Source organism: Gordonia sp. X0973 (assembly GCF_013348785.1).
GTDB lineage: Bacteria > Actinomycetota > Actinomycetes > Mycobacteriales > Mycobacteriaceae > Gordonia.
Genome location: NZ_CP054691.1, coordinates 3,276,339 through 3,298,518, shown reverse-complemented (window position 1 = coordinate 3,298,518; position 22,180 = coordinate 3,276,339). Strand labels below are relative to the sequence as shown.

21 protein-coding genes are annotated in these 22,180 nt (G+C 69.6%); 16 read left to right on the top strand and 5 right to left on the bottom strand.

Annotated elements, in window-relative coordinates; all coding sequences use genetic code 11:
* Window positions 1–94 precede the first annotated feature (94 nt).
* Window positions 95–388 (bottom strand): hypothetical protein, encoded by a 294-nt coding sequence (locus tag HUN08_RS16295; RefSeq protein ID WP_124246937.1) that lies wholly within the window; start codon window positions 386–388, stop codon window positions 95–97.
* Window positions 389–550: 162 nt separating this feature from the next.
* On the opposite strand from HUN08_RS16295, the gene HUN08_RS16290 reads away from it, so the two are divergent.
* The gene (locus HUN08_RS16290; RefSeq protein WP_301546772.1) at window positions 551–1,660 is read left to right on the top strand and encodes an alanine racemase; all 1,110 of its coding nucleotides are present in this window, start codon (window positions 551–553) and stop codon (window positions 1,658–1,660) included.
* Between the two features lie 6 nt (window positions 1,661–1,666).
* Here HUN08_RS16290 and HUN08_RS16285 read toward each other — a convergent pair whose 3' ends face one another.
* Complete coding sequence (locus tag HUN08_RS16285; protein WP_124246939.1) at window positions 1,667–1,915, bottom strand: hypothetical protein; 249 nt, start codon at window positions 1,913–1,915, stop codon at window positions 1,667–1,669.
* A gap of 143 nt (window positions 1,916–2,058) precedes the next feature.
* On the opposite strand from HUN08_RS16285, the gene HUN08_RS16280 reads away from it, so the two are divergent.
* The 11 genes from HUN08_RS16280 to HUN08_RS16235 all read left to right on the top strand — a co-directional run bounded on the left by HUN08_RS16280 (window position 2,059) and on the right by HUN08_RS16235 (window position 15,120).
* A complete protein-coding gene (locus HUN08_RS16280) occupies window positions 2,059–2,436 on the top strand; it encodes a DoxX family protein (protein WP_124246940.1) in 378 nt (125 codons plus the stop codon).
* Between the two features lie 129 nt (window positions 2,437–2,565).
* Window positions 2,566–3,039, top strand: coding sequence for a hypothetical protein (locus HUN08_RS16275; RefSeq protein ID WP_124246941.1), 474 nt, complete (start codon window positions 2,566–2,568; stop codon window positions 3,037–3,039).
* A gap of 150 nt (window positions 3,040–3,189) precedes the next feature.
* Window positions 3,190–4,299 (top strand): NDMA-dependent alcohol dehydrogenase, encoded by a 1,110-nt coding sequence (locus tag HUN08_RS16270; protein ID WP_124246942.1) that lies wholly within the window; start codon window positions 3,190–3,192, stop codon window positions 4,297–4,299.
* A gap of 149 nt (window positions 4,300–4,448) precedes the next feature.
* Window positions 4,449–7,031, top strand: a complete 2,583-nt coding sequence (gene clpB, locus HUN08_RS16265) for an ATP-dependent chaperone ClpB (protein WP_124246943.1) — start codon at window positions 4,449–4,451, stop codon at window positions 7,029–7,031.
* Between the two features lie 108 nt (window positions 7,032–7,139).
* Window positions 7,140–7,322, top strand: a complete 183-nt coding sequence (locus HUN08_RS16260; protein ID WP_124246944.1) for a hypothetical protein — start codon at window positions 7,140–7,142, stop codon at window positions 7,320–7,322.
* The gene (locus HUN08_RS16255) at window positions 7,319–7,417 is read left to right on the top strand and encodes a potassium-transporting ATPase subunit F (RefSeq protein WP_124246945.1); all 99 of its coding nucleotides are present in this window, start codon (window positions 7,319–7,321) and stop codon (window positions 7,415–7,417) included. The genes HUN08_RS16260 and HUN08_RS16255 overlap by 4 nt, the downstream gene beginning before the upstream one ends.
* Window position 7,418: 1 nt before the next feature.
* Window positions 7,419–9,128, top strand: coding sequence for a potassium-transporting ATPase subunit KdpA (kdpA, locus tag HUN08_RS18435; protein WP_124246946.1), 1,710 nt, complete (start codon window positions 7,419–7,421; stop codon window positions 9,126–9,128).
* 74 nt (window positions 9,129–9,202) lie between these two features.
* The gene (gene kdpB / locus HUN08_RS16250; protein ID WP_124247135.1) at window positions 9,203–11,236 is read left to right on the top strand and encodes a potassium-transporting ATPase subunit KdpB; all 2,034 of its coding nucleotides are present in this window, start codon (window positions 9,203–9,205) and stop codon (window positions 11,234–11,236) included.
* A gap of 4 nt (window positions 11,237–11,240) precedes the next feature.
* Window positions 11,241–11,885, top strand: coding sequence for a potassium-transporting ATPase subunit C (locus HUN08_RS16245; RefSeq protein WP_124246947.1), 645 nt, complete (start codon window positions 11,241–11,243; stop codon window positions 11,883–11,885).
* 9 nt (window positions 11,886–11,894) lie between these two features.
* Window positions 11,895–14,411, top strand: a complete 2,517-nt coding sequence (locus HUN08_RS16240) for a sensor histidine kinase KdpD (RefSeq protein WP_124246948.1) — start codon at window positions 11,895–11,897, stop codon at window positions 14,409–14,411.
* The gene (locus HUN08_RS16235) at window positions 14,404–15,120 is read left to right on the top strand and encodes a response regulator (RefSeq protein ID WP_124246949.1); all 717 of its coding nucleotides are present in this window, start codon (window positions 14,404–14,406) and stop codon (window positions 15,118–15,120) included. The genes HUN08_RS16240 and HUN08_RS16235 overlap by 8 nt, the downstream gene beginning before the upstream one ends.
* On the opposite strand, the gene HUN08_RS16230 is transcribed toward HUN08_RS16235, so the two are convergent.
* Window positions 15,095–16,303 (bottom strand): M20 family metallopeptidase, encoded by a 1,209-nt coding sequence (locus HUN08_RS16230; RefSeq protein ID WP_301546771.1) that lies wholly within the window; start codon window positions 16,301–16,303, stop codon window positions 15,095–15,097. The two genes, HUN08_RS16235 and HUN08_RS16230, sit on opposite strands and share 26 nt — an antisense overlap.
* 73 nt (window positions 16,304–16,376) lie before the next feature.
* Between HUN08_RS16230 and HUN08_RS16225 the strand changes: the two genes are divergently transcribed.
* The 3 genes from HUN08_RS16225 to HUN08_RS16215 are packed head-to-tail and all read left to right on the top strand — an operon-like array spanning window position 16,377 to window position 18,531.
* Entirely contained in the window at window positions 16,377–17,333 is a 957-nt protein-coding gene (locus HUN08_RS16225) for a hypothetical protein (protein WP_124246951.1), read from the top strand.
* Window positions 17,330–17,866, top strand: coding sequence for an orotate phosphoribosyltransferase (gene pyrE, locus HUN08_RS16220; protein WP_124246952.1), 537 nt, complete (start codon window positions 17,330–17,332; stop codon window positions 17,864–17,866). Before HUN08_RS16225 ends, pyrE begins: the two co-directional genes overlap by 4 nt.
* Window positions 17,863–18,531 (top strand): RNA methyltransferase, encoded by a 669-nt coding sequence (locus HUN08_RS16215; RefSeq protein ID WP_124246953.1) that lies wholly within the window; start codon window positions 17,863–17,865, stop codon window positions 18,529–18,531. Before pyrE ends, HUN08_RS16215 begins: the two co-directional genes overlap by 4 nt.
* 13 nt (window positions 18,532–18,544) lie before the next feature.
* Here the strand turns inward: HUN08_RS16215 and HUN08_RS16210 are convergent, their stop codons facing one another.
* Window positions 18,545–19,234, bottom strand: a complete 690-nt coding sequence (locus HUN08_RS16210; protein ID WP_124246954.1) for a VTT domain-containing protein — start codon at window positions 19,232–19,234, stop codon at window positions 18,545–18,547.
* A gap of 130 nt (window positions 19,235–19,364) precedes the next feature.
* Here HUN08_RS16210 and fbaA point away from each other — a divergent pair, with 130 nt between their 5' ends.
* Window positions 19,365–20,414 (top strand): class II fructose-bisphosphate aldolase, encoded by a 1,050-nt coding sequence (fbaA, locus tag HUN08_RS16205; RefSeq protein ID WP_301546770.1) that lies wholly within the window; start codon window positions 19,365–19,367, stop codon window positions 20,412–20,414.
* Window positions 20,415–20,591: 177 nt separating this feature from the next.
* Here the strand turns inward: fbaA and HUN08_RS16200 are convergent, their stop codons facing one another.
* Complete coding sequence (locus HUN08_RS16200; protein WP_124246956.1) at window positions 20,592–22,085, bottom strand: hypothetical protein; 1,494 nt, start codon at window positions 22,083–22,085, stop codon at window positions 20,592–20,594.
* Window positions 22,086–22,180 lie beyond the last annotated feature (95 nt).

Sequence of the window (22,180 nt, the reverse complement as noted above, 5' to 3'; positions counted from 1 at the left end):
CTTCATCGGCCGTTATGTGCACAGAGCACAGAAGAGGGCAAAAAAGTGCGCGCGGTGGATTTCCACCGCGCGCACGCACCGCCCGTGAGACGGGTCAGTGGTCGTCGTAGTGCCCGGCGTGCGCGGCGTGGCGGTGCCCGTCGTGGATGTAGTCGACGTGGTCGCCGTGGGGGACGGCGACGTGGCCGCAGCCTTCGCCGTGCTGGTGATCGTGGTTGGTGTGCTCGACGTGGTCGGCGGCCTCGCACTCGTCGAAGTGGCCGTCGTGCTCACGGTGCAGGTGGCCGTCGTGGGCGTAGTCGACGTGGTCGCCGTGGGGGACGGCGACGTGGCCGCAGCCCTGGCCGTGCTGGTGGTCGTGGCCGGTGTGCTCGATGTGCTCGGTCATGGTTGTTCGCCTTTCGGTAATCGTGTCGATGGGTGGCGTCCGCGCTTGGACGGCGCCACATATGCATTGTTGCATATATATCGAGTCATGCATAGGTCGGCGGTGAATCTCTTGCGGGGAACCGTGGATCGCCCTCGTCGCGCGGATGACAGACTGGGCCGCGTGACGAGCTATCCGCAGCTGCGCCTGAGCCTTCCGCGACTCGAGTCGAATCTGGCCGCGATGGCGGCGTGGAGCGGTCAGGCCGGGGTCGGGCACTGGCCCCACATCAAGACGACGATGTGCCAGCCGATCGTCAGCAGGCAGCTCGCCGCCGGGGCCACCGGTGTCACAGTGGCCACGCCCGCGCAGGCCGCGACGGCCGCATCGTGGGGATGTCGGCGGATTCTGATCGCCAACGAGGTGGTCGACGCGGGCGAGCTGCGGCGCATCTGCCGATTGACCGGCGACGCGCAGATCATGCTGCTGGTCGATTCCGCGGTCGGCGTGGCGGCGGCCGACGACGCGGCGCGGGAGACCGGCGTCGTACTCGACATCCTGCTCGACGTCGGTCGGCCGGGCGGACGGTCGGGAGTCCGCGACCTCGCGGCGGCCGCCGAGGTGGCGGGATTGGTCCACTCCGCCCGCGGTCTGCGGCTGATCGGGGTATCCGCCTACGAGGGGGTGGTGCCGGCCAGTCGCGACGATCAGACCCTGCGCCTGGTCGACGACCACTGCGCGCTGGCGGTCGCGGCCTTCGTCGAACTCGTCAGCGGCTTCGAGACCGGGGCCCCGGTGTTCACCGCGGGCGGGTCGGCCTTCCCCGACCGGGTCGTCGCGGCTGTCGGGCCGGTGCGCGCCGTGCCCGGCGCCCAGGTGATCGTGCGGTCCGGGTGCTACGTGGTCCACGACCACGGGATGTATCGCCGGCTCTGTCCGGTGCCCGGATTGGCGGCGGCGGTGACGGTGCGTGGGGAGGTGCTCTCGGTGCCGGAGCCCGGGCTGCTGGTCGTCGGGGCGGGGAAGCGGGATATGCCGCATGACGCGGATCTGCCGTCGGTGATCGGTGCTTGGGATCCGCACGGGCGCCGCGGCAAGGTGCTGAGCGGGAGTGTGGAGGCGCTCTACGACCACCACGCGGTGCTGCGCGCCGAGGGGGACGTGACGATCGGCGACCTCGTCGACTTCGGGGTGTCCCACCCGTGCGGCGCCTTCGACCGCTGGCCGCTGATCACCGTCGTCGACGCCGACGGGCGGGTTGTCGACGAATGGGCGACGGAGTTCTCCAGGTAGGCGTGCTCAGCGCTGGTCGTCGGCCCACGGGTGCGACGGCCGCTGCCCGGTGTAGAGCTGCCAGCGGTAGTTGTTGCACATGATGGTGCGCCCCTGGTCGTCGACCACCTTGCGGCCGATCTCGGCACCGGCACACGGCTGGCCCAGCTGAGGAGGGGCCGCCGATGCCACGGCGGTGACCGGCGCGATGATCGCGATCGCCACCGCCAGGGTCGTGGCGGCGACGCGGAAAGTCGGCGAAATCGAGTGTGACATGACTCGACGCTAGCGCCGCGGGGTCGGTCGAACCACGGATGCGTCCTGGGAAGTTCCCAAGAAAACGTGCCGCATGTCACACTTGAACGAAACGGACCGCGGTCCCGTCCGGGGCCGCGTCGGCCATCAAGAGGAGGATCACCATGAATACCGTCTTGTGGATCGTCACCATCGTGCTCGCCCTGATCTTCCTGGGTGCCGGGGCGGCCAAGTTGACCCAGCGGCGCGAGAAGCTGGTGGACTCGGGGATGGGATGGGCGCGCGACGTCGACCCCGGCGCGATCAAGGCCATCGGACTCGTCGAAGTGCTCGGTGCGATCGGTCTCGTGCTGCCCGCCTGGACCCACATCGCGCCCGGGTTGGTCGCCTGGGCGGCGACCGGGCTCGCGGTCGTGATGCTCGGTGCGATCGTCGTCCACGCCCGCCGCAAGGAGTGGCCGCTGATCGGCGTCAACATCCTGCTGCTGGCCCTCTCGCTGTTCGTGATGTGGGGCCGTTTCTCCGCGCACCCCTTCGTCTGAGTCCTCCACCGCGCGGAGGGTAACGAGCGCTGTGAACGTGCTGTGCCCTCCTTGGCAGGGGTTCAAATCGGACAAACGGCCTCGTAGAGTCCGAATCGTCACTATTTGAACCAGCCAGGGAGGCTCAGCATGAATACACGCAGTATTCGCACACGAATCGGTGCGGCGGCGCTGGCGGTCGGCACCGCGGCGGCCGCGGTCGCCGTCGGGTCGGGTGCGGCGAACGCGGCTCGCGTCTATCCGTTGACCAACTGCACCGCCCCCAGCCCGAACATCGTCGATCTGCCGTACAACCCGACTCGCGTCATCGTGTCCGAGTACGCGGGCAACACGTACCTGACCACCGAGTTCAACAGCCTGTGGGTGGGCGTCGGCTACCACTCGCGCATGCGGCTGGACTTCCGCAACCTGCACACCGGGCAGCGCGGCATGCGGATCTCCAATCGGAACGTCTCGCCGCCGTACACCGGAACCCACCAGATCACCATCCCGACCAGGCAGCTCGGCCGTGGTCCGGTCCGACTGGTGCTCACCGCGGTGAACAGCAACGCGCTGTGGTCCATCCCGGCGCCGACCTGTTCGACCGTGATCTCCGTCCGGTAGCCGCGACGACCGGGGTCCGGGCGGGAGAACCCGCCCGGACTCACTCCCGTTGACCTGCTCTGCGAAAACCGCCCGCCCGTGAGTATCGAAAGTATATTATGCGTAATACGTAAAAACTTTCGTACGTAGAAGGAGACCGGGCAGATGGGTATGACGACCAGGGCGGCCGTGCTGAACGAGGGGGCGAAGGAGTTCGAGATCGTCGAACTCGACGTCGACGAACCGGGGCCGCACGAGGTCCACATCAAATACGTCGCATCGGGGCTCTGTCACTCCGACCTGCACCTGATCGACGGCTTCATCATTCCGCGCTTCCCGATCATCGCCGGCCACGAGGGGGCGGCGATCGTGGAGAAGGTGGGTTCGGCCGTGCGGAGCGTCGAAGTGGGCGACCACGTCGTCGGCAGCTTCGTCCCCAGCTGCGGGAAGTGCCGTTACTGTGTGACCGGGCATGCCAGCCTCTGCAACCTGAGCGCCCATCTCATGGCGGGCAACCTCCCCGACGGCTCCTTCCGCTTCCACCGCGACGGCGTGGACTACGGCGCGCTCTGCATGCTCGGCACCTTCTCCGAGCGGGCCACCGTTCCCGAGGAATCGGTCGTGAAGGTCGATCCGTGGATCTCGTTGGAGCCGGCCGCGCTGGTCGGGTGCGGCGTGCCCACCGGATTCGGCACCGCGGTGCGCACCGGAGACATCCGGGTGGGTGACGCGGTCGTCATCTACGGCGTCGGCGGGATCGGCATCAATGCGGTCCAGGGCGCGGCGATGGCCGGCGCCAAGTACGTCGTCGTGGTCGACCCGCTCGAGTTCAAGCGGGAGACGGCGCTGAGCCTGGGCGCCACCCACGCCTTCGCCGACGCGGAGGAGGCGGCCGCCAAGGTCAACGAGCTGACCTGGGGAGAGGGTGCCGACCAGGCGCTGGTCACCGTCAGCGTCGCCGACGACAAGGTCATCCGTCAGGCCTTCGACGTCATCGGGAAGACCGGAACCCTGGTGATCACCTCGCAGGCGCATCCCGACGAGTTGACCATCCAGATCCCCAGCGCCCAGCTGGTCCGCAGCGAGAAGGTCATCCGCGGCTCCCAGTTCGGGTCGAGTAACTCCCAGTACGACATCGTCAAGATCCTGCGGATGTACCACGAGGGCAAGTACAAGCTCGACGAGCTGATCACCAAGCGGTACACGCTCGACGAGGTCAATCAGGGCTACCAGGACCTGCGCGACGGCAAGATCATCCGCGGGATCATCGTCCACGAGTGACGCGATCCGCGGGTTGGAAACTCGACAGAATTGAGCGGAATAGACTCAACTAACTTCAGGTTGCACCTTTCGACGGACCACATTGAGTCCGAAGGACTAAACTTTACCGCGGGTGTGAATCCGCAGGTCTGACGAGAGGTAGCAACGAAGTGGACAGCTTCAACCCGACCACGAAGGCCCAGGCCGCACTGCAGGCCGCCGTCCAGGACGCGGCGGCCGCCGGCAACTCCGACGTGCGGCCCGCGCACATCCTGGTGGCCCTTCTGGAACAAACCGACGGGATCGCGTCGCCACTGCTCAAGGCGGTCGGCACCGATCCGTCCCACATCCGGCGCCAGGCCAAAGAGCTGATCGACCGGTATCCGACGGTGGCGAGCCAAAGCGCGCCCCCGTCGCTCTCGCGCGAGTCGGTGGCCGCGGTCTCCGCCGCGCAGAAACTCGCCACCGAACTCGGCGACGAGTACGTCTCGACCGAGCATCTGGTCGTCGGCCTCGCCGAGGGCGACTCCGACGCCGCCAAGCTGCTGAAGAACAACGGCGCGACCCCCGATGCGCTGCGTGACGCGTTCGTCAACGTGCGCGGCACCGCACGCGTCACGAGTCCGGACCCGGAGTCGACCTATCAGGCGCTGGAGAAGTACTCCACCGACCTGACCGCCGCCGCCCGCGAGGGCAAGCTCGACCCGGTGATCGGCCGCGACTCGGAGATCCGCCGCGTCGTGCAGGTGCTCAGCCGGCGCACCAAGAACAACCCGGTGCTGATCGGCGAGCCCGGCGTCGGCAAGACCGCCGTCGTGGAGGGCCTGGCCCAGCGCATCGTCGAGGGCGACGTGCCCGAGTCGCTGCGCGACAAGACCCTGGTCAGCCTCGACCTCGGTGCGATGGTCGCCGGTGCGAAGTACCGCGGCGAATTCGAGGAGCGCCTCAAGGCCGTGCTCGACGAGATCAAAGCGTCGGCCGGGCAGATCATCACCTTCATCGACGAGCTGCACACCATCGTCGGCGCCGGTGCCACCGGTGACTCCGCGATGGACGCGGGCAACATGATCAAGCCCATGCTGGCCCGCGGCGAGCTGCGCCTGGTCGGCGCGACCACACTGGAGGAGTACCGCCAGTACATCGAGAAGGATGCCGCGCTGGAGCGCCGCTTCCAGCAGGTGTTCGTCGGCGAGCCGTCGGTGGAGGACACGATCGGGATCCTGCGCGGCCTCAAGGACCGCTACGAGGTACACCACGGTGTCCGCATCACCGACTCCGCGCTGGTCGCGGCGGCAACGCTGAGCGATCGCTACATCACGTCGCGGTTCCTGCCGGACAAGGCGATCGACCTCGTCGACGAGGCCGCGTCGCGACTGCGCATGGAGATCGACTCGCGCCCCGTCGAGATCGACGAGGTGGAGCGCACCGTCCGCCGCCTCGAAGTGGAGGAGGTCGCCCTGCAGAAGGAGACCGACGCCGCGTCGAAGGAACGGCTGGAGAAGCTGCGCGCCGAGCTGGCCGACCAGAAGGAGAAGCTCAACGAGCTCTCCGCCCGGTGGCAGAGCGAGAAGTCTGCGATCGACGCGGTCCGCGACTCCAAGGAGAAGCTGGAGCAGCTGCGCGGCGAGGCCGACCGGGCCGAGCGCGACGGCGACCTGGGCCGCGCGGCCGAGCTGCGCTACGGGCAGATCCCCGCGTTGGAGAAGGAGTTAGAGGCCGCGATCGAGAAGACCGGCACCGACCCCGACGAGGACGTGATGCTGCAGGAGGAGGTCGGCCCCAACGACGTCGCCGAGGTCGTCTCGGCGTGGACCGGCGTCCCCGCCGGCCGCATGTTGGAGGGTGAGACCGCCAAGCTGCTGCGCATGGAGGACGAACTCGGCAAGCGGGTCGTCGGCCAATCCGACGCGGTGCAGGCCGTCTCCGACGCGGTGCGCCGCGCGCGGGCCGGCGTCGCCGACCCGAACCGGCCGCTGGGCTCCTTCCTCTTCCTCGGCCCGACCGGCGTCGGCAAGACCGAGCTGGCCAAGGCGCTCGCCGAATTCCTCTTCGACGACGAGCGGGCGATGGTCCGCATCGACATGAGCGAATACGGCGAGAAGCACAGCGTCGCCCGTCTCGTCGGTGCGCCCCCCGGATACGTCGGGTACGAATCCGGCGGTCAGCTCACCGAGGCGGTGCGCCGTCGGCCCTACTCCGTCATCCTCTTCGACGAGGTGGAGAAGGCCCACCCGGACGTCTTCGACGTGCTGTTGCAGGTCCTCGACGAGGGGCGGCTGACCGATGGCCAGGGCCGCACGGTCGACTTCCGCAACACCATCCTCATCCTGACGTCGAACCTCGGCGCCGGTGGCGACGAGGAGCAGGTGATGGCGGCGGTCCGCACGGCGTTCAAGCCGGAGTTCATCAACCGCCTCGACGCGGTGCTGATCTTCCACGCGCTGAGCCCCGAGGAACTGGTGACGATCGTCGACATCGCGCTGAAGAGCCTGAACAAGCGCTTGGAGGCGCGGCGCCTGACGCTCGACGTCACGCCCAAGGCCAAGGAATGGCTGGCCGAGCGAGGCTTCGACCCGCTCTACGGTGCCCGGCCGTTGCGACGCCTGGTGCAACAGGCCATCGGCGACCAGCTCGCCAAGGCGCTGCTGGCCGGGGAGATCCGCGACGGCGACACCGTGCTCGTCGACGTGGCCGGCGACGGTGAGTCGCTCACCGTGCAGGCCGGCGTCGAAGCGGAGGTCGTCGAACAGTAAACCCCGCGGTATCGGACGAACCCAGCACCTCAACGGTGCTGGGTTTGTCTCGTTGTGTTGGGTTTCGATGGCTCGGCATGTTTGCGTCAAGACTCCGTGCCGGGCCGTATGAATCGCGTTAAGGCGCTCGAATCCGGCGGCACCGCCGGCGCATCGTCGGGGTGGGCGAATTGCGCCCGTTTCGGCGATGGAGGGCTGATGGCGGATCTGGCGATGATGGCGATCGTGGCGGCCTTGGTGGCGGTATGCATGGTCGCGGTGTACGCGCTCGGCGCGAAGACGGATCGATGACCGTCGACGGCGCGGTAACCGTCGGGCTCCTCGTCGTGGCCGCATTGGTCGCGGGCTATCTGCTCGTCGCCCTGATCGACCCCGAGAGGTTCTGACGTGTCGGATCTGTGGAGCGGACTGCTGCAGGTGGCACTGGTCCTCGGCGTAATCGCGCTGCTGTACGTACCGCTCGGCGACTACATGGCGAGGGTGTACCGCAGCGGCCGCGATCTCGCCGTCGAGCGGCTCGTCTACCGGGTCGGCGGTATCGACTCGCGCGCTGGCCAGAGCTGGCGCGCCTACGCGACCGGCGTGCTCGCCTTCTCGACGGTGTCGATCCTCGGGCTCTACCTCCTGATGCGGGTCCAGGGTCATCTGCCCTGGGCCGACGGGAAGCCGGGGATGTCGCCGACGATGGCCCTCAACACCGCGGTCTCCTTCGTCACCAACACCAACTGGCAGTCCTATTCGCCGGAACTGGTGATGAGCAATCTGGTCCAGATGCTCGGGCTGGCGGTGCAGAACTTCGTGTCGGCGGCCGTCGGCATGGCCGTGGCGATCGCGCTCGTGCGCGGCATCGCCGCCCGTGCGGGCAACGGCGAGCTGGGCAACTTCTGGGTCGACCTCGTACGCGGCACGGTCCGCATCCTGCTGCCGATCTCCCTGGTCGTCGCCGTCGCGCTCATCGCGGCGGGCGCGGTCCAATCGTGGCGGACCGGCGTCGACTACACGCTGCTGGACGGGACCAGGGCGCACAGCCCGATCGGGCCGTTCGCATCGCAGGAAGCGATCAAGATGCTCGGCACCAACGGCGGCGGCACCTTCGCGGCCAACTCGGCGCATCCCTTCTCCAACCCGACGCCGTTCACGAACGTGCTCGAGATAGCAGCGATGCTGCTCATCCCGGTCTGCCTGACCCGCACCTACGGGACGATGGTCGGCGACCGCAGGCAGGGCCTGACCCTGCTGGGGGTGATGACCACCCTGTGGGCCGGGATGTTGGCCCTCGCCTGGTACCTGCAGTCGCGCCAGAGCGGGCTGGAAGGAATCGAGACCCGCTTCGGCGTACCCGGGTCGATCCTGTTCGGCGTCTCGACGACCGGCACGTCGACCGGCGCGGTCAACGCCGCACACGACAGCCTGGCGCCCGGCTCGGGTGGTGTGCTGCTGTGGAACATGCTGCTCGGCGAGATCGCTCCGGGCGGCACCGGTTCCGGGCTCTACGGAATCCTCGTGGTCGCGATCACCACGGTGTTCGTCGGTGGCCTGATGGTCGGGCGGACGCCGGAGTTCGGCGGCAAGAAGATCGGCCAGCGCGAGATGATGCTCGTCGCGTTGTATCTGCTGACGATGCCCGCCCTGGTGCTGAGCGGGGTGGCGATCAGTGCCGTCGGGTCGTCGACGTCGGGCTTCCTGCTCAACGGCGGTCCGCCGGGCAGTGCCGGCGCCAACCACGGCCTCACCGAGATCATCTACGCCTATGCCTCGGCGGCGAACAACAACGGCAGCGCCTTCGGCGGGCTCACGGCCACGAGTGACTGGTTCCAGGTCTCCCTGGCGGTGGCCATGTTCGTCGGCCGATTCCTGCCGATCGTCCTGGTCCTGGCACTCGCCGGACTCCTGGCCCGCCAGGCTCCCCGCGAGACCGCCGAAGCCGTCGACGCGCAACACGTCGGCGACGAAGCGACGACCGACCCCGAGCGCGGGCTGCTCCCCACGCACGGCCTCTTGTACGGGGTGCTACTGACCGGCACCGTCGTCCTGGTCGCCGGACTCACCTTCCTCCCCGCGCTGGCGCTGGGACCGATAGCGGAGGCACTGCGGTGACCGCTCCCACGACCATCCCCCCGGTGGACCAGCAGCCCGAGATCGTCGGCCGCGGTGCGTTTCGCGCCCGGCAGATGGTGCAGGCACTGCCGCAGGCGGTGGCCAAGCTCGATCCGCGCGCGCAGGCGCGCAACCCGGTGATGCTGGTCGTCTATCTCGGCGCCATCATCTGTACCGGGTTCGCCCTGTGGCGCCCCTCGGTCTTCGCGTGGGCGGTCGTCGCGTGGCTGTGGTTCACCGTGTTGTTCGCCAACGCCGCGGAGGCGGTGGCGGAGGGGCGCGGCCGCGCACAGGCCGACAGTTTGCGGAAGGTCAAGCGCGACACCGTCGCCCGGCGGATCGACGCCGACGGCACGATCACCGAGGTACCCGGCGCCCAGTTGACCGTCGGCGACCGGATCGTCGTGGAGGCCGGGGAGGTCATCGCCGGCGACGGCGACGTCGTCGAGGGCATCGCCACCGTCGACGAGTCCGCGATCACCGGCGAATCGGCGCCGGTGGTCCGGGAATCCGGCGGCGACCGCAGCGCCGTCACCGGCGGAACCGTCGTCCTCTCGGACCGGATCGTCGTGCAGATCACCACCGAACCCGGCCAGACCTTCGTCGACCGGATGATCGCCCTGGTCGAGGGCTCGGCGCGGCAGAAGACGCCCAACGAGATCGCCCTCAACATCCTGCTCGTCGCCCTGACCCTGATCTTCCTGCTGGTCGTGGTCTCCACCGGCGCGCTCCAGCGCTACAGCGGCGACTCACCCGATCCGGTCAAGCTGATCGCCCTGCTCGTCTGCCTCATCCCGACGACGATCGGCGCCCTGCTCTCCTCCATCGGCATCGCCGGGATGGATCGGCTGGTCCAGCGCAACGTCCTCGCGATGAGCGGTCGCGCCGTCGAGGCGGCCGGCGACATCGACACCCTGCTGATGGACAAGACCGGGACGATCACCTACGGCAACCGGCGGGCCACCGCGCTGCACCCGGCCCCGGGCGTCACCGCCGACGACCTGGCGCGGACCGCCTACCTCTGCAGCCTCGGCGACGACACCCCGGAGGGCCGCAGCATCGTCGACCTGTGTCGCGACGACTTCGGCGTGACACCCCTCCCGGAGGGGGAGCTTGCACTCGCCCGGGCCGGCGGCGACCCGAGGTTCGCCCTCGTCGCCTTCACCGCCAACACGCGGATGAGCGGGGTGGACGTCGACGACGAGAAAGGCGGGCGCAGCCTGCGCAAGGGTGCCGCCGACGCGGTCGCCGCCTGGGTGGCCGACTCCGACGGATCCGTCGACGAAGCGGTGCGGCACACGGTCGACGACATCGCCCGGGGCGGCGGCACGCCGCTGGTCGTGGCCGAGTCGGGGGTCGGCGGCGTGCGGATCGTCGGGGTCGTCGAACTGTCCGACGTCGTCAAGGAGGGGATGGCGCAGCGTTTCGCGCAGCTCCGCGACATGGGCATCCGCACGGTGATGGTCACCGGCGACAACCCGCTCACCGCGCGGGCGATCGCCGCAGCGGCCGGTGTCGACGACTTCATCGCCGAGGCCACCCCGGAGGACAAACTCGCCCTGATCCGCCGCGAGCAGGCCGACGGGCGGCTCGTCGCGATGACCGGGGACGGCACCAACGACGCCCCGGCCCTGGCCCAGGCCGACGTCGGGGTCGCGATGAACACCGGCACCGCCGCGGCGAAGGAAGCCGGGAACATGGTCGACCTCGACTCCGACCCGACGAAGCTGATCGAGGTCGTGGCGATCGGGAAACAACTGCTCATCACGCGCGGCGCGCTCACGACCTTCTCGCTGGCCAACGACCTGGCGAAGTACTTCGCCATCCTTCCGGCGCTGTTCGTCGCCACCTACCCGCAGCTGGAGTCGCTGAACATCATGCGGCTGCACTCGGCGCAGTCGGCGATCGTCTCGGCCGTCGTGTTCAACGCGCTGATCATCATCGCCTTGATCCCGGTCTCGCTGCGCGGGGTGAAATATCGGCCCGACTCCGCGTCGCGCCTGTTGGGGCGCAACCTGCTGATCTACGGACTCGGCGGGCTCGTCACACCCTTCGTCGGCATCGCGCTGATCGACCTCGTCATCCGACTGCTACCCGGAATGGGGTGAACCGGTGAAAGCACTAATCGGCGGATTTCTGCGCCAACTCGTCGTCGCGGTGGTGGTCCTCGTCTCCGCGACGGTGGTCCTCGGGCTCGCCTACCCCGCGATCACGTGGGGGATCTCTCGGATCACGGCGTCGAAGGCCGAGGGTTCGGTCCTGACCGATGCCCGCGGCTGCCCGGCGGGGTCCGCCCTCATTGGCGTGGACCTGCGTCCCGCACCCGGACGCCCCGACGGGTATCTGCACTCGAGAGTCGTCGGCACCGCCGACGACCCACTCGCACCCGGCAGTCCGGCCTCCTCCTCGTCGTCGAACCTCGGCCCCAACAACCCGGTCCTGGCCCGGGCCGTCGCGGCGCGGCGCGCGGCGATCGCCGCCCGCGAAGGGGTGCCACCGGCGCAGGTGCCCGACGATGCGGTGAACGGATCGGCCTCGGGCCTCGACCCGGACATCTCGCCGGATTACGCGCGGCTCCAGATCCCGCGGATCTCCCGCGCGACCGGAATCGGAACCGAGCGGGTCGCGGCGATCATCCGCGCCAACACCCGCGGTCGGCAGTGGGGCTTCCTCGGCGAGCCGCGCGTCGACGTGCTGCGCGTCAACCTCGCATTGGGCCACACCGTCGCCACCTGTCCGGGCCCGCCGGGACACTAGGATTCCCCTATGGACCCGGCGGCCCGCCCGAGGGGGCAACTCGAGGTGTTCCTCGGCTGCGCGCCCGGCGTCGGCAAGACCTTCGAAATGCTCGACCGCGCCCAGCGGTTGGCCGCCGACGGCGTCGACGTGGTCATCGGGATCGTCGAATCGCACGGCCGCGAGGACACCGCTGCCAAGGCCGCCGGCCTGGAGACGATCCCGCGGAAGCGGGTGGAATACCGCGGCGCGGTGCTGGACGAGATGGACCTCGACGCGGTGCTCGCCCGCGCGCCCCGTGTGGTGCTGGTGGACGAGTTGGCCCACAGCAACGCGCCGGGAATGGCGCACGCGAAGCGCTGGCAGGACATCGACACGATCCTCGACGCCGGTATCGACGTCCTGTCCACGGTGAATATCCAGCACCTGGAGAGCCTGAACGACGTCGTCGCCGACATCACCGGGGTGACCCAGCGGGAGACGGTGCCCGACGACGTGGTGCGCCGAGCCGACCAGATCGAATTGGTCGACATCGAGCCGCAGTCGCTGCGCCGCCGACTGTCCGAGGGAAAGGTCTACGGTCCAGAGCGGGTCGACGGCGCCCTGGCGAACTTCTTCCGCCAGGGCAACCTCACCGCGCTGCGCGAACTCGCCCTGCTGTGGCTGGCCGACCGGGTCGACGAGAAGCTTGCCGACTACCGGGCCGCGCACGCCATCACCGACACCTGGGAGGCGCGCGAGCGGGTCGTCGTCGCGATCACCGGAGGGGCGGAGTCGGCCGCGTTGATCCGGCGCGCGCGCCGCATCGCGTCGCGGTCGAGCGCGGAGCTGTTGATCGTCCGAGTGGTCCGCGGCGACGGCCTGACCCCGTCCACCGCGGTGGAGATGGATGACCTGCGGGCACTCGCCGCGGGTTTCGGCGCCACCATCAGCACCGTCATCGGCGACGACATCCCCGCGACCCTGCTGGAATACGCGCGCGGGGTCAACGCCACGCAGTTGGTGCTCGGCACGTCGCGGCGGCCCCGGTGGCAGCGGCTGTTCGACGAGGGCGTCGGCTCGGCGGTCGTTCGCGACAGCGGCAAGATCGACGTCCACATGGTCACCCACGGCGAGGCCTCGCGCCGCCGCAACCCGTTCGACATCCGCACCACCCGGTTCCACCGACCGCTGACCTGGGTGCTCGCCGTCGTCCTGCCGGGAGTCGTCGCGGCGGTGTTGGTCCCGCTCGACCCCTACCTCGGGGTGGCCAGCAAGTCCGCCGCGTTCACCATCGGGATCCTGGCGGTCGCGCTACTCGGCGGCGTCGGCGCCGCGGTGCTCTCGGCGCTCGTGTCCGGGGTGTTGCTGAACCTGCTGTTCACGTCGCCGCGGTACACCCTGACCATCAGCGATCCGGACAGCCTCATCACCATCGCCGTCATGCTCGTCACCGCCGTCGCGGTCGCGGCGCTCGTCGACTCGGCGAACGTCCGTCGCCGCGAAGCCGCTCAGGCCAACCGCGACGCCGAGTTGCTCTCCGCCTTCTCCAGCGCGGTCCTGGGTGACGCCGCCGTTCCCGACCTGCTGGACCGGGTGCGCGAGACCTATCACCAGGAGTCGGTCGCGGTGGTCCGCCGCGAGGGCCGCGCCGAGGACTCCCGCGCCTGCGTCGGATCGGACCCGCCGACGACGACCGACGCGGCCTCGACGGTCTGCGAGGCGTCGGGCGGCCGGTACGCACTGCTGCTGCGCGGGCCGGAGATCGACGCGCGCGACCGCACGGTGCTGTCGGCGGTGGCGAACCAGGTCGCGGCCGCCGTCGAGCGCGACCGATTGGCCGGGCAGGCCGCGGAGGCGGATGAGATCGCCCGGACCGACGAGCTGCGCCGCGCACTGCTCGCCTCGGTGAGCCACGACCTGCGCACCCCGCTGGCCGCCGCGAAGGCCTCGGTGTCCAGCCTCCGCAGCCCCGACCTCGCCTTCGACGCCGCCGACACCTCGGAGCTGCTGGCCACGATCGAGGAATCCCTCGACCAGCTCACCGCGCTGGTCGGCAACCTCCTCGACTCGTCGCGGTTGGCGGCCGGGGTGGTCGCGCCGGTGCTGCGCGACACCTATCTGCCGGAAGTGATCCACCGCGTGGTGGCGGTGGGCGGGCACGACGTCGACATCGAGGTCGGGTACCCGTGGGCCCGGACCGACGCCGGGCTGCTCGAGCGCGCGTTGGCCAACCTCGTCGACAACGCCGCGCGGCACGGCGGGGGACGGGTGCGCATCGAAACGTCGCGGTCCGGTGACGGATCCGCCTGTCTGATCCGGGTCGTCGACCGGGGCCCGGGGATTCCGCTGAGCGAGCGGGAACGGGTCTTCCGTCCCTTCCAGCAATACGGCGACCACGGCAGGGACGGGGCCGGAGTGGGGTTGGGGCTCTCGGTGGCGAACGGGTTCATCGAAGCGATGGGCGGGAGCCTGACGGTCGCCGACACCGCGGGCGGCGGAACGACGATGGTCGTCGAACTGCCGTTGACGCGGGCCGAAGCGGAGTCGGAGGCGGCTCATGGCTAGCGGGGGCGACCGCGGTCGCGTGCTGGTGGTCGACGACGAGCCGCAGTTGCTCCGCGCGCTGCGGATCAACCTGCGGGCCCGGGGATTCGAGGTGCTCACCGCGGCCACCGGCGCCGACGCGCTGCGCGCCGTCGCGAAGACGGTGCCCGACGTGGTGGTCCTCGACTTGGGATTGCCCGACATCGACGGCCTGGAGGTGCTCGCCGGGTTGCGCGGGTGGACCAATGTGCCCGTCATCGTCCTCTCCTCGCGCACCGACTCCTCGGACAAGGTGAGCGCGCTCGACGCGGGTGCCGACGACTACGTCACCAAACCCTTCGGGATGGAGGAGTTGGTCGCGCGGCTGCGCGCCGCGATCCGTCGCGGTGTGGCGGCACCGGCCACGCGGGCCGACCCGGTGGTGGCGGTGGCGACCATCCGCATCGACCTCGCGGGCAAACAGGTGACCCGCGACGGCGAACCGGTCCGCCTGACGCCCACCGAGTGGGGGATCCTGGAATTGCTCGTCCGCAACGAGGGCAAGCTGGTGACCCAGCGGGAGATCCTGCGGACGGTGTGGGGGCCCAGTTATGTGGAGCAGACCAACTATCTGCGCGTCTATCTGGCGAGCCTGCGCCGCAAACTCGAGGCCGATCCGTCGCATCCGCGCGTGTTGATCACCGAGTCCGGGATGGGCTATCGCTTCATCGGCGATCGGGCGCCGGACTGAGCAACCGGTGCGCGATGAGGGCGTAGAGCCGTGCGGCCGTGAGCAATTCGTCTACCGGCACCGACTCGTCGGCCTGGTGGGCCTGGGCGTTGATGTCGCCGGGACCCAGGACGATCGACGCGACGCCGAGATCGCGGTGCAGGAAGCCCGCGTCGCAGGCGGCGCTCCACACGCACGGCGTGGGGTCGAGGCCCAGTGAGGCGAGGGCGGCGGAGGCGGCCACGGTGAGCGGGTGGTCCAGGGGGGTGGAGAACGCCGGGGTCTCGGAATCGACCGTCACCGCGACTGTCGCACCGTGGGGGATCCCGGCGGCGTCGATGCGCTCCCGCAGCTCGTCGGCGACGGCGGCGATCCTCTCGTCGGGCAGGAGCCGACGGTCGACGCCGAGTCGGCAGTCGGCGGCCACGACGTTGATGCCCTGTCCGCCCGCGATGGTCCCGACGTTCCACGTCGCGGGGCCCAGGTCCCGGTGGGGGTGCCGGGTGAGGCGGGCACCGTCGTCGGCGATGACCGAGAGGATCTGGCCTGCCACCGCGATGGCGCTGCACCCGTCGGCGGGGCGCCCGGAGTGCGCCGCCTTGCCGGTCACGGCGATGTCGATATTCGCCGTGCCCCGCCCGGCGTGTACGGCGCGCAGCCCGGTCGGCTCAGCGACGATGCAGCCCACCACGTCGTCGGCGGCACCGCGAGCCGCGACGTAGGTGCGCGCGCCCAATCCGCCAGCCTCCTCGTCGGCGGTGCAGACGAACTCCACGCGGCCGCCGACCTCGGTCTGCGCGAGGGCGCCGAGTGCCGCGACGATGGCGGCCAGACCGCCTTTCATGTCGGCGGCGCCGCGCCCGGTCAAGCGCCCGTCGATCACCCTGGCGGTGAACGGATCGCCGGTCCAGCCCGCGGTACCGGCGGGCACGACGTCGGAATGGCCGAGGAACAGCAGGGTGCCGCCGTCGGCTGTACCCGGCAGCGTTGCGACGAGGTTCGGCCGCCCGGGTGCCGCGTCGGCGGTCTCCACCGTCAGTCCGGCGGCCCGGCACGCATCGGCGAGCACGGCGACCGTCGCCGCCTCGGTGCCGCCCGGGTTCTCACTGGGTCGTGCGATGAGTTCCGCGGCCAACTCGACGATCGGAGCCGGATCCAGTCGCGCCAACAGCGATCGTTCGGCCTCGGTCACACTCGGAGCCACGATGTGTGCCTCCTTACCGATTCGGTGGTCAATGGCGGGGGTCGTGTCACCACCGATAGTAAGGTGGCAGCTGATGACTACCATCGCGTACTTCCTCATCAGCGCGGTCGCCCTGGCCGGTGCCGCGCTCCTGCTGTGGCTTGACCGCCAGCGGGCGTCGGTGACCCGACGGGCGCGTGAAGTGTGGGCCGACGCCCACGACTTCGCCTACCGCGAGTCCGATACCAAGCTGCGTCGCGTCTTCCGCCGCGCGGGCATGGACGTCCCCGACCACGTCGAGGTGCGCGACGTCGCCTTCGGCGACCACGACGGCGCCGAGGCCGTCGTCTTCGACCTGACCGAGACCGCGACCGTCGTCGCGGTGCGCAGGCAGACCGCGTCGCAGGTCATCGTCGACCTGCGTCACGAAGACGTGCTGGCACCGGCGGAGACCGACGTGGAGCTGCTCGGCGCGATGGGGCCGCGGGTGATGTTCTCCAACAACATCGAGGTCGCGCGCCGCGTCTGCGATCGGCGGATGATCGCGTTGGCCAACAGCGCGCCGCCGTTCGTCGAAATCCTGTGGACCGAGGGGAGGTGGGCGCTGGGTTCGATGCCGCTCACCGACGACCCGAACCGCCTCGACGCGGCACTCGACGTGGTGCAGCGCTTCGCCGACCTGCTGCGCGTGCTGCCGCCCTCGGTCGACCCGCAGGACGCGCCCGATCCACGCGACCCCTCCGGCCCGGCCAACGCCGAACTCGCCGACGAGAAGACCGACCACATGCGCGACAAGCGCCGCCGCGAGGCCGCCGAGCGTGCGGCCGGTCTGGAGACGACGCACAACCCGCTGCCGCCGCGCGGCCCGCAGCCCGGGTACGGCCAGCAACCGCCGGCCCCCGCTCGACGTCCGGCACCGCCCCAGCAGGGACAGCCGGGCCAGCCGCAGCCGGGTCCGCAGTGGCAGCAGCCGCCGCGCACCGGCCAGCCGGGGTGGCAGCGCCCCCGTCCCGAGCGCTCCCCCCTGCAACCCGGCGACGATCAGCTGTGAGCGCGGACCGGGAACGTCTCGCCGAACTGGTCCGGGAACTGGCCGTCGTCCACGGGAAAGTGACCCTCTCCTCGGGGCGGGAGGCCGACTACTACGTTGACCTGCGGCGCGCGACCCTGCATCACGAAGCCGGGCCGCTGATCGGCCGGCTCATGCGGGAACTGACCGCCGACTGGGACTTCGCCTCCGTCGGCGGGTTGACGCTCGGCGCCGACCCCGTCGCGACGTCGATCATGCACGCCCCCGGCCGCCCGATCGACGCCTTCGTGGTCCGCAAGGCCGCCAAGACCCACGGGATGCAGCGACGCATCGAGGGACCCGATATCGAGGGCCGCCGTGTCCTCGTCGTCGAGGACACGTCGACGACCGGCGCCTCGCCCAGTGAGGCCGTCGCCGCCGCACGCGAGGCCGGTGCGACGGTGGTCGGTGTGGCGACCGTCGTGGACCGGGCGACCGGTGCCGACGAGGTCATCGGAAAGCTCGGCGTGCCCTACCGGTCGCTGCTGAACCTGGCCGACCTCGGGCTCGCCTGAGGACCGTGGCCGCCGACGAGCCCGGGCCCACCGAGTGGCAGCCGCGGGGAATCCCGCCGGTCGGCGTCGGTCCGTGGCCCGGTGAACTCCCCGACGATCCGCATTACGACCCTGAACTGCTCGCACAGGGGGATACCCGCAACGTCGTCGACGCCTATCGGTATTGGCGGCGGGAGGAAATCGTCGCCGATATCGACCGGCGTCGGCATCCGTTCCACGTCGCCATCGAGAACTTCGGGCATGACGCGAACATCGGGACCGTCGTGCGGACCGCCAACGCCTTCGCCGCCGCGGCCGTGCACATCGTCGGCCGCCGTCGCTGGAACCGTCGGGGCGCGATGGTCACCGACCGCTACCAGCATCTGGAGCATCACGAGACCGTCGACGACCTGATCGCATGGGCGCGCGAGCGCGGGCTGGCCGTCGTCGCCGTCGACAACACGCCGGGATCACAGCGCCTGGAACGGGTCGAGCTGCCGCGGGAGTGCGTGCTGCTGTTCGGTCAGGAAGGCCCGGGGGTCAGCGACGACGCGCAGTCGCGCGCCGACCTCACCGTCTCGATCGCCCAGTTCGGGTCGACGCGCTCGATCAACGTCGGGGTGGCGGCGGGTATCGCGATGCACGCGTGGGTCAGCAGGCACGCCGACCTCGACGACGCGTGGTGAAGCGGCCCCGGATCTAGGAGGCGGCCGGCGAATTGCGGCGGCGGCGCCACCACTCGAGGGCGATCGGCAGCACCGACAGCAGCACGATGGCGATGAAGATCGGCTCGATCAGCTTCTGGATGACCTCGAACTGGCCCAGCCAGTAGCCGAGCAGGGTGATGCCGCAACCCCAGACGATCGCGCCGATGACGTTGTACGCGGTGAACTTGGCGAAGCCCATCTTCGCCGAGCCGGCGACGATCGGGGCGAGGGTGCGCACGATCGGGACGAATCGGGCCAGGAAGATGGTGACCGGGCCGCGCTTCTCGAAGAAGGCGTGCGCCTCGTCGAGGTAGCGCTGCTTGAGGAATCGGGCGTCCGGCTTGAACATCTCGACGCCGATGAAGCGGCCGATCCAGTAGCCGACCTGGCCGCCGAGGATGGCGGCGATCGGGATGCTGATCAGCAGGATCCAGATGTTGAAGTGGGCGTCGGCGACCTTGCCCGCATGCTCGCCGACCTTGCCCGCGGCGATCAGCCCGGCGACGAAGAGCAGCGAGTCACCGGGGAGTACCGGAAACAGCACACCGGATTCGATGAAGACCACGAGCAGCAGTCCGACGAGTGCCCACGTGCCGAACCAGCCGATCACGTTGAACGGGTCCAGGATTCCCGGCAGGGCGACGACATCGGTGGTGGTCTGCGCCAGCGACAAGATGTTCACAGGCCAAAAGGCTACCGGCGCCCGGCTGAGAACCCACTGAGGGGCCGTCTCCAGTGCGTCGCGGCGCGACTTGCCATACTGGGGGGACATTTCGTCATCCCGCCGCCGCGGCGGATGCGGTCAGACCATCTTGGAGGACAGTTCCATGCCCATCGCCACTCCGGAGACCTACGCGCAGATGCTGCAAAAGGCCAAGGACGGCGGGTACGCCTTCCCGGCCATCAACTGCACCTCGTCGGAGACGATCAACGCCGCCATCAAGGGATTCGCCGACGCGGGTTCGGACGGCATCATCCAGTTCTCCACCGGTGGCGCCGAGTTCGGCTCCGGCCTCGGTGTGAAGGATATGGTCGTCGGCGCCGTCGCATTGGCCGAGTTCGCCCACGTCGTCGCCGCACAGTACGACGTGACCATCGCCCTGCACACCGACCACTGCCCGAAGGACAAGCTCGACGGCTTCGTCCGCCCGCTGCTGGAGATTTCGCAGGAGCGCGTGGACAAGGGACAGAACCCGCTGTTCCAGTCGCACATGTGGGACGGCTCGGCCGTGCCGATCGACGAGAACCTCGAGATCGCGCAGGAACTCCTGGAGAAGTGCAAGAACGCCAACATCATCCTCGAGGTGGAGATCGGCGTCGTCGGCGGTGAAGAGGACGGCGTCGAGGCCGAGATCAACGACAAGCTCTACACCTCGGTCGAAGACTTCGAGAAGACCGTGAAGGCGCTCGGCACCGGCGAGAAGGGCAAGTACTTGCTGGCGGCGACCTTCGGCAACGTCCACGGCGTGTACAAGCCGGGCAACGTCAAGCTCAAGCCCTCCGTCCTCGACGACGGTCAGAAGGCCGCGGCCAAGCTCGCCGGCCTCGGCGACGGCGCCAAGCCGTTCGACTTCGTCTTCCACGGCGGATCGGGCTCGGCGAAGAGCGAGATCGAGGAGTCGCTGTCCTACGGCGTCGTGAAGATGAACGTCGACACCGACACGCAGTACGCCTTCAGCCGCCCGGTCGTGGGGCACATGTTCACCAACTACGACGGTGTGCTGAAGGTCGACGGCGAGGTCGGGAACAAGAAGGTCTACGACCCGCGCAGCTACCTGAAGAAGGCCGAGACCGGGATGGCCGAGCGCGTCGTCGAGGCCTGCAACGACCTGAAGTCCGCGGGCAAGTCGATCTCGGCCTGACCCCGCAGACGAGAATCGCCCCCGACCGGTTGGTCGGGGGCGATTTCGTTTGGGTCTCGATACACCTTCTCGGCTAGCGCGGTCTCGATACACCGACTCGGCTAGCGCCTCGCCGGCACTCGACCACCGTCTACGGCACTCGACCACCGTCTACGGCACTCGACCACCATTTCTGGCCTACTTCGGGGTGCAGACCTTCCACTGGCCGTCGACCTTGCGCAGGTTGATCGACGTCGGAACGATCTCGTTCGGGGTGGCGGTCCGGTAGGAGTTGACCTCGACGACGGCCTGATCGCCCTTGACCACCTTGGCGGCGCGCACGCCGCTGATGTTCACCAGCTGGTTGCGGGCCTGCTGGGCCGCGAACAGCTTGGCGTACTCGGCGTCGCCGATCTTGGCGTAGTACTCGTGGGTATCGCCGCAGGTGACGTCGCGCAGCTGCTGCAGGTTGCCGTTGTTCATCGCGGCCACGTAGTCGACGGCGGTCTGGGCGGCGACGTCGGCCGGAGCCGGCTTGCGCAGGAACCAGAACGCGGCGGCCACCGCGGCGATCACGATGACGGCAGCCGCGGTGAGCCACAGGGGCTTGCGCGACCGCTTGGGCTTCGCCGGTGCCGGTGCCGGGGTCGGCGCGACGGTGGTCGGCTCGGCCTTCGGCGGCGTCGCGACGGCCTCGGTCGGAGCCTCGTCCGCCTCGACCTCGTCGGTCTTCTCCGCGACCTTGGCGTCGACCTTCTTGGTGTCGGCCTTCTTGGTTTCGGGTCGCTTGGTGACGAGCGGCTCGGCCTTCTCGTCCTCGGCCTTGTCCTCTTCGACCGACTCGGCCTCGGTCTCGTCTGCGTCGGTCTCGGCGTCCTTGGTGTCAGCTTCCTTGGCGTCGGAGCGCTTGGTGACGAGGGTTTCGGACTCGCCCTTCTCCGATTCCTCCTGGGCGTCGGCTTCGCTCTCCGCGTCCTCTGTCTTCTCGTCCGCGGTCTTCTCGGCGTCGGACTCGGCAGCCTCTTCGGCTCCTTCGTCCTCGGCCTTGTCGTCCTCGTCCGTGGCCTTCTCGGTCTTGTCCTCGTCGGCTTCGGCAGCCTTGGCCTTGGCCCGCTCGCCGGCGAGCTTGGCGGCGACGGCGGCGGCGACGGCCGCAGCGGTGGCACCGGCCGCGGCCGTGGCGGCGACCGCGGAATCGGCTTCCACTGCCTCGGCGTCGGCGGCATCCTCGGCAACCGCCTCGGCGTCGACGTCGTCCTCGGACTCCGCTGCTTCCGCGGAAGCGGCGTCGGCATCGGCGGAAGCGAGGTCGGCCTCCCCTTCGGCGGCCGAGTCCTCGGCGTTCTCGCCTTCGTCGGCGACGTCACCGAGACCGGCCTCGTCGAGGTTTTCGGCGGCCTCCGCGTCGGCGGCCTCGTCGAGTTCCGACTCGTCGACGGTGTTGTCCGCCGCGTTCTCCTCGTCGGCGGTGCCGTCGATGGCGTCGATGTCCTCGAGATCGGGCAGGTCGTCCGCCAGCTCCGGGAGTTGGTCGCGGCCGATCACACGGGTCGCGGAATCGATCCCGAGGCCACCGCGCGGGGCGGGCTTCGAGTCGTCCGGCGAGCGGCGGTTACGCAGCGACTCGACCTCCGTCTTACCGGAGTCCTCGCCGTTGCCGCCCTCGTTGGGGGTTTCGTCTGACTGCGCCATCGGGCCCGCCCTGCCTTTGTCCATAGATCACTAGCGGGTCCACACTAGCGAAATCCGTCGGCTGCGACACACTTGGATGCCCGCCGACGAGGTGA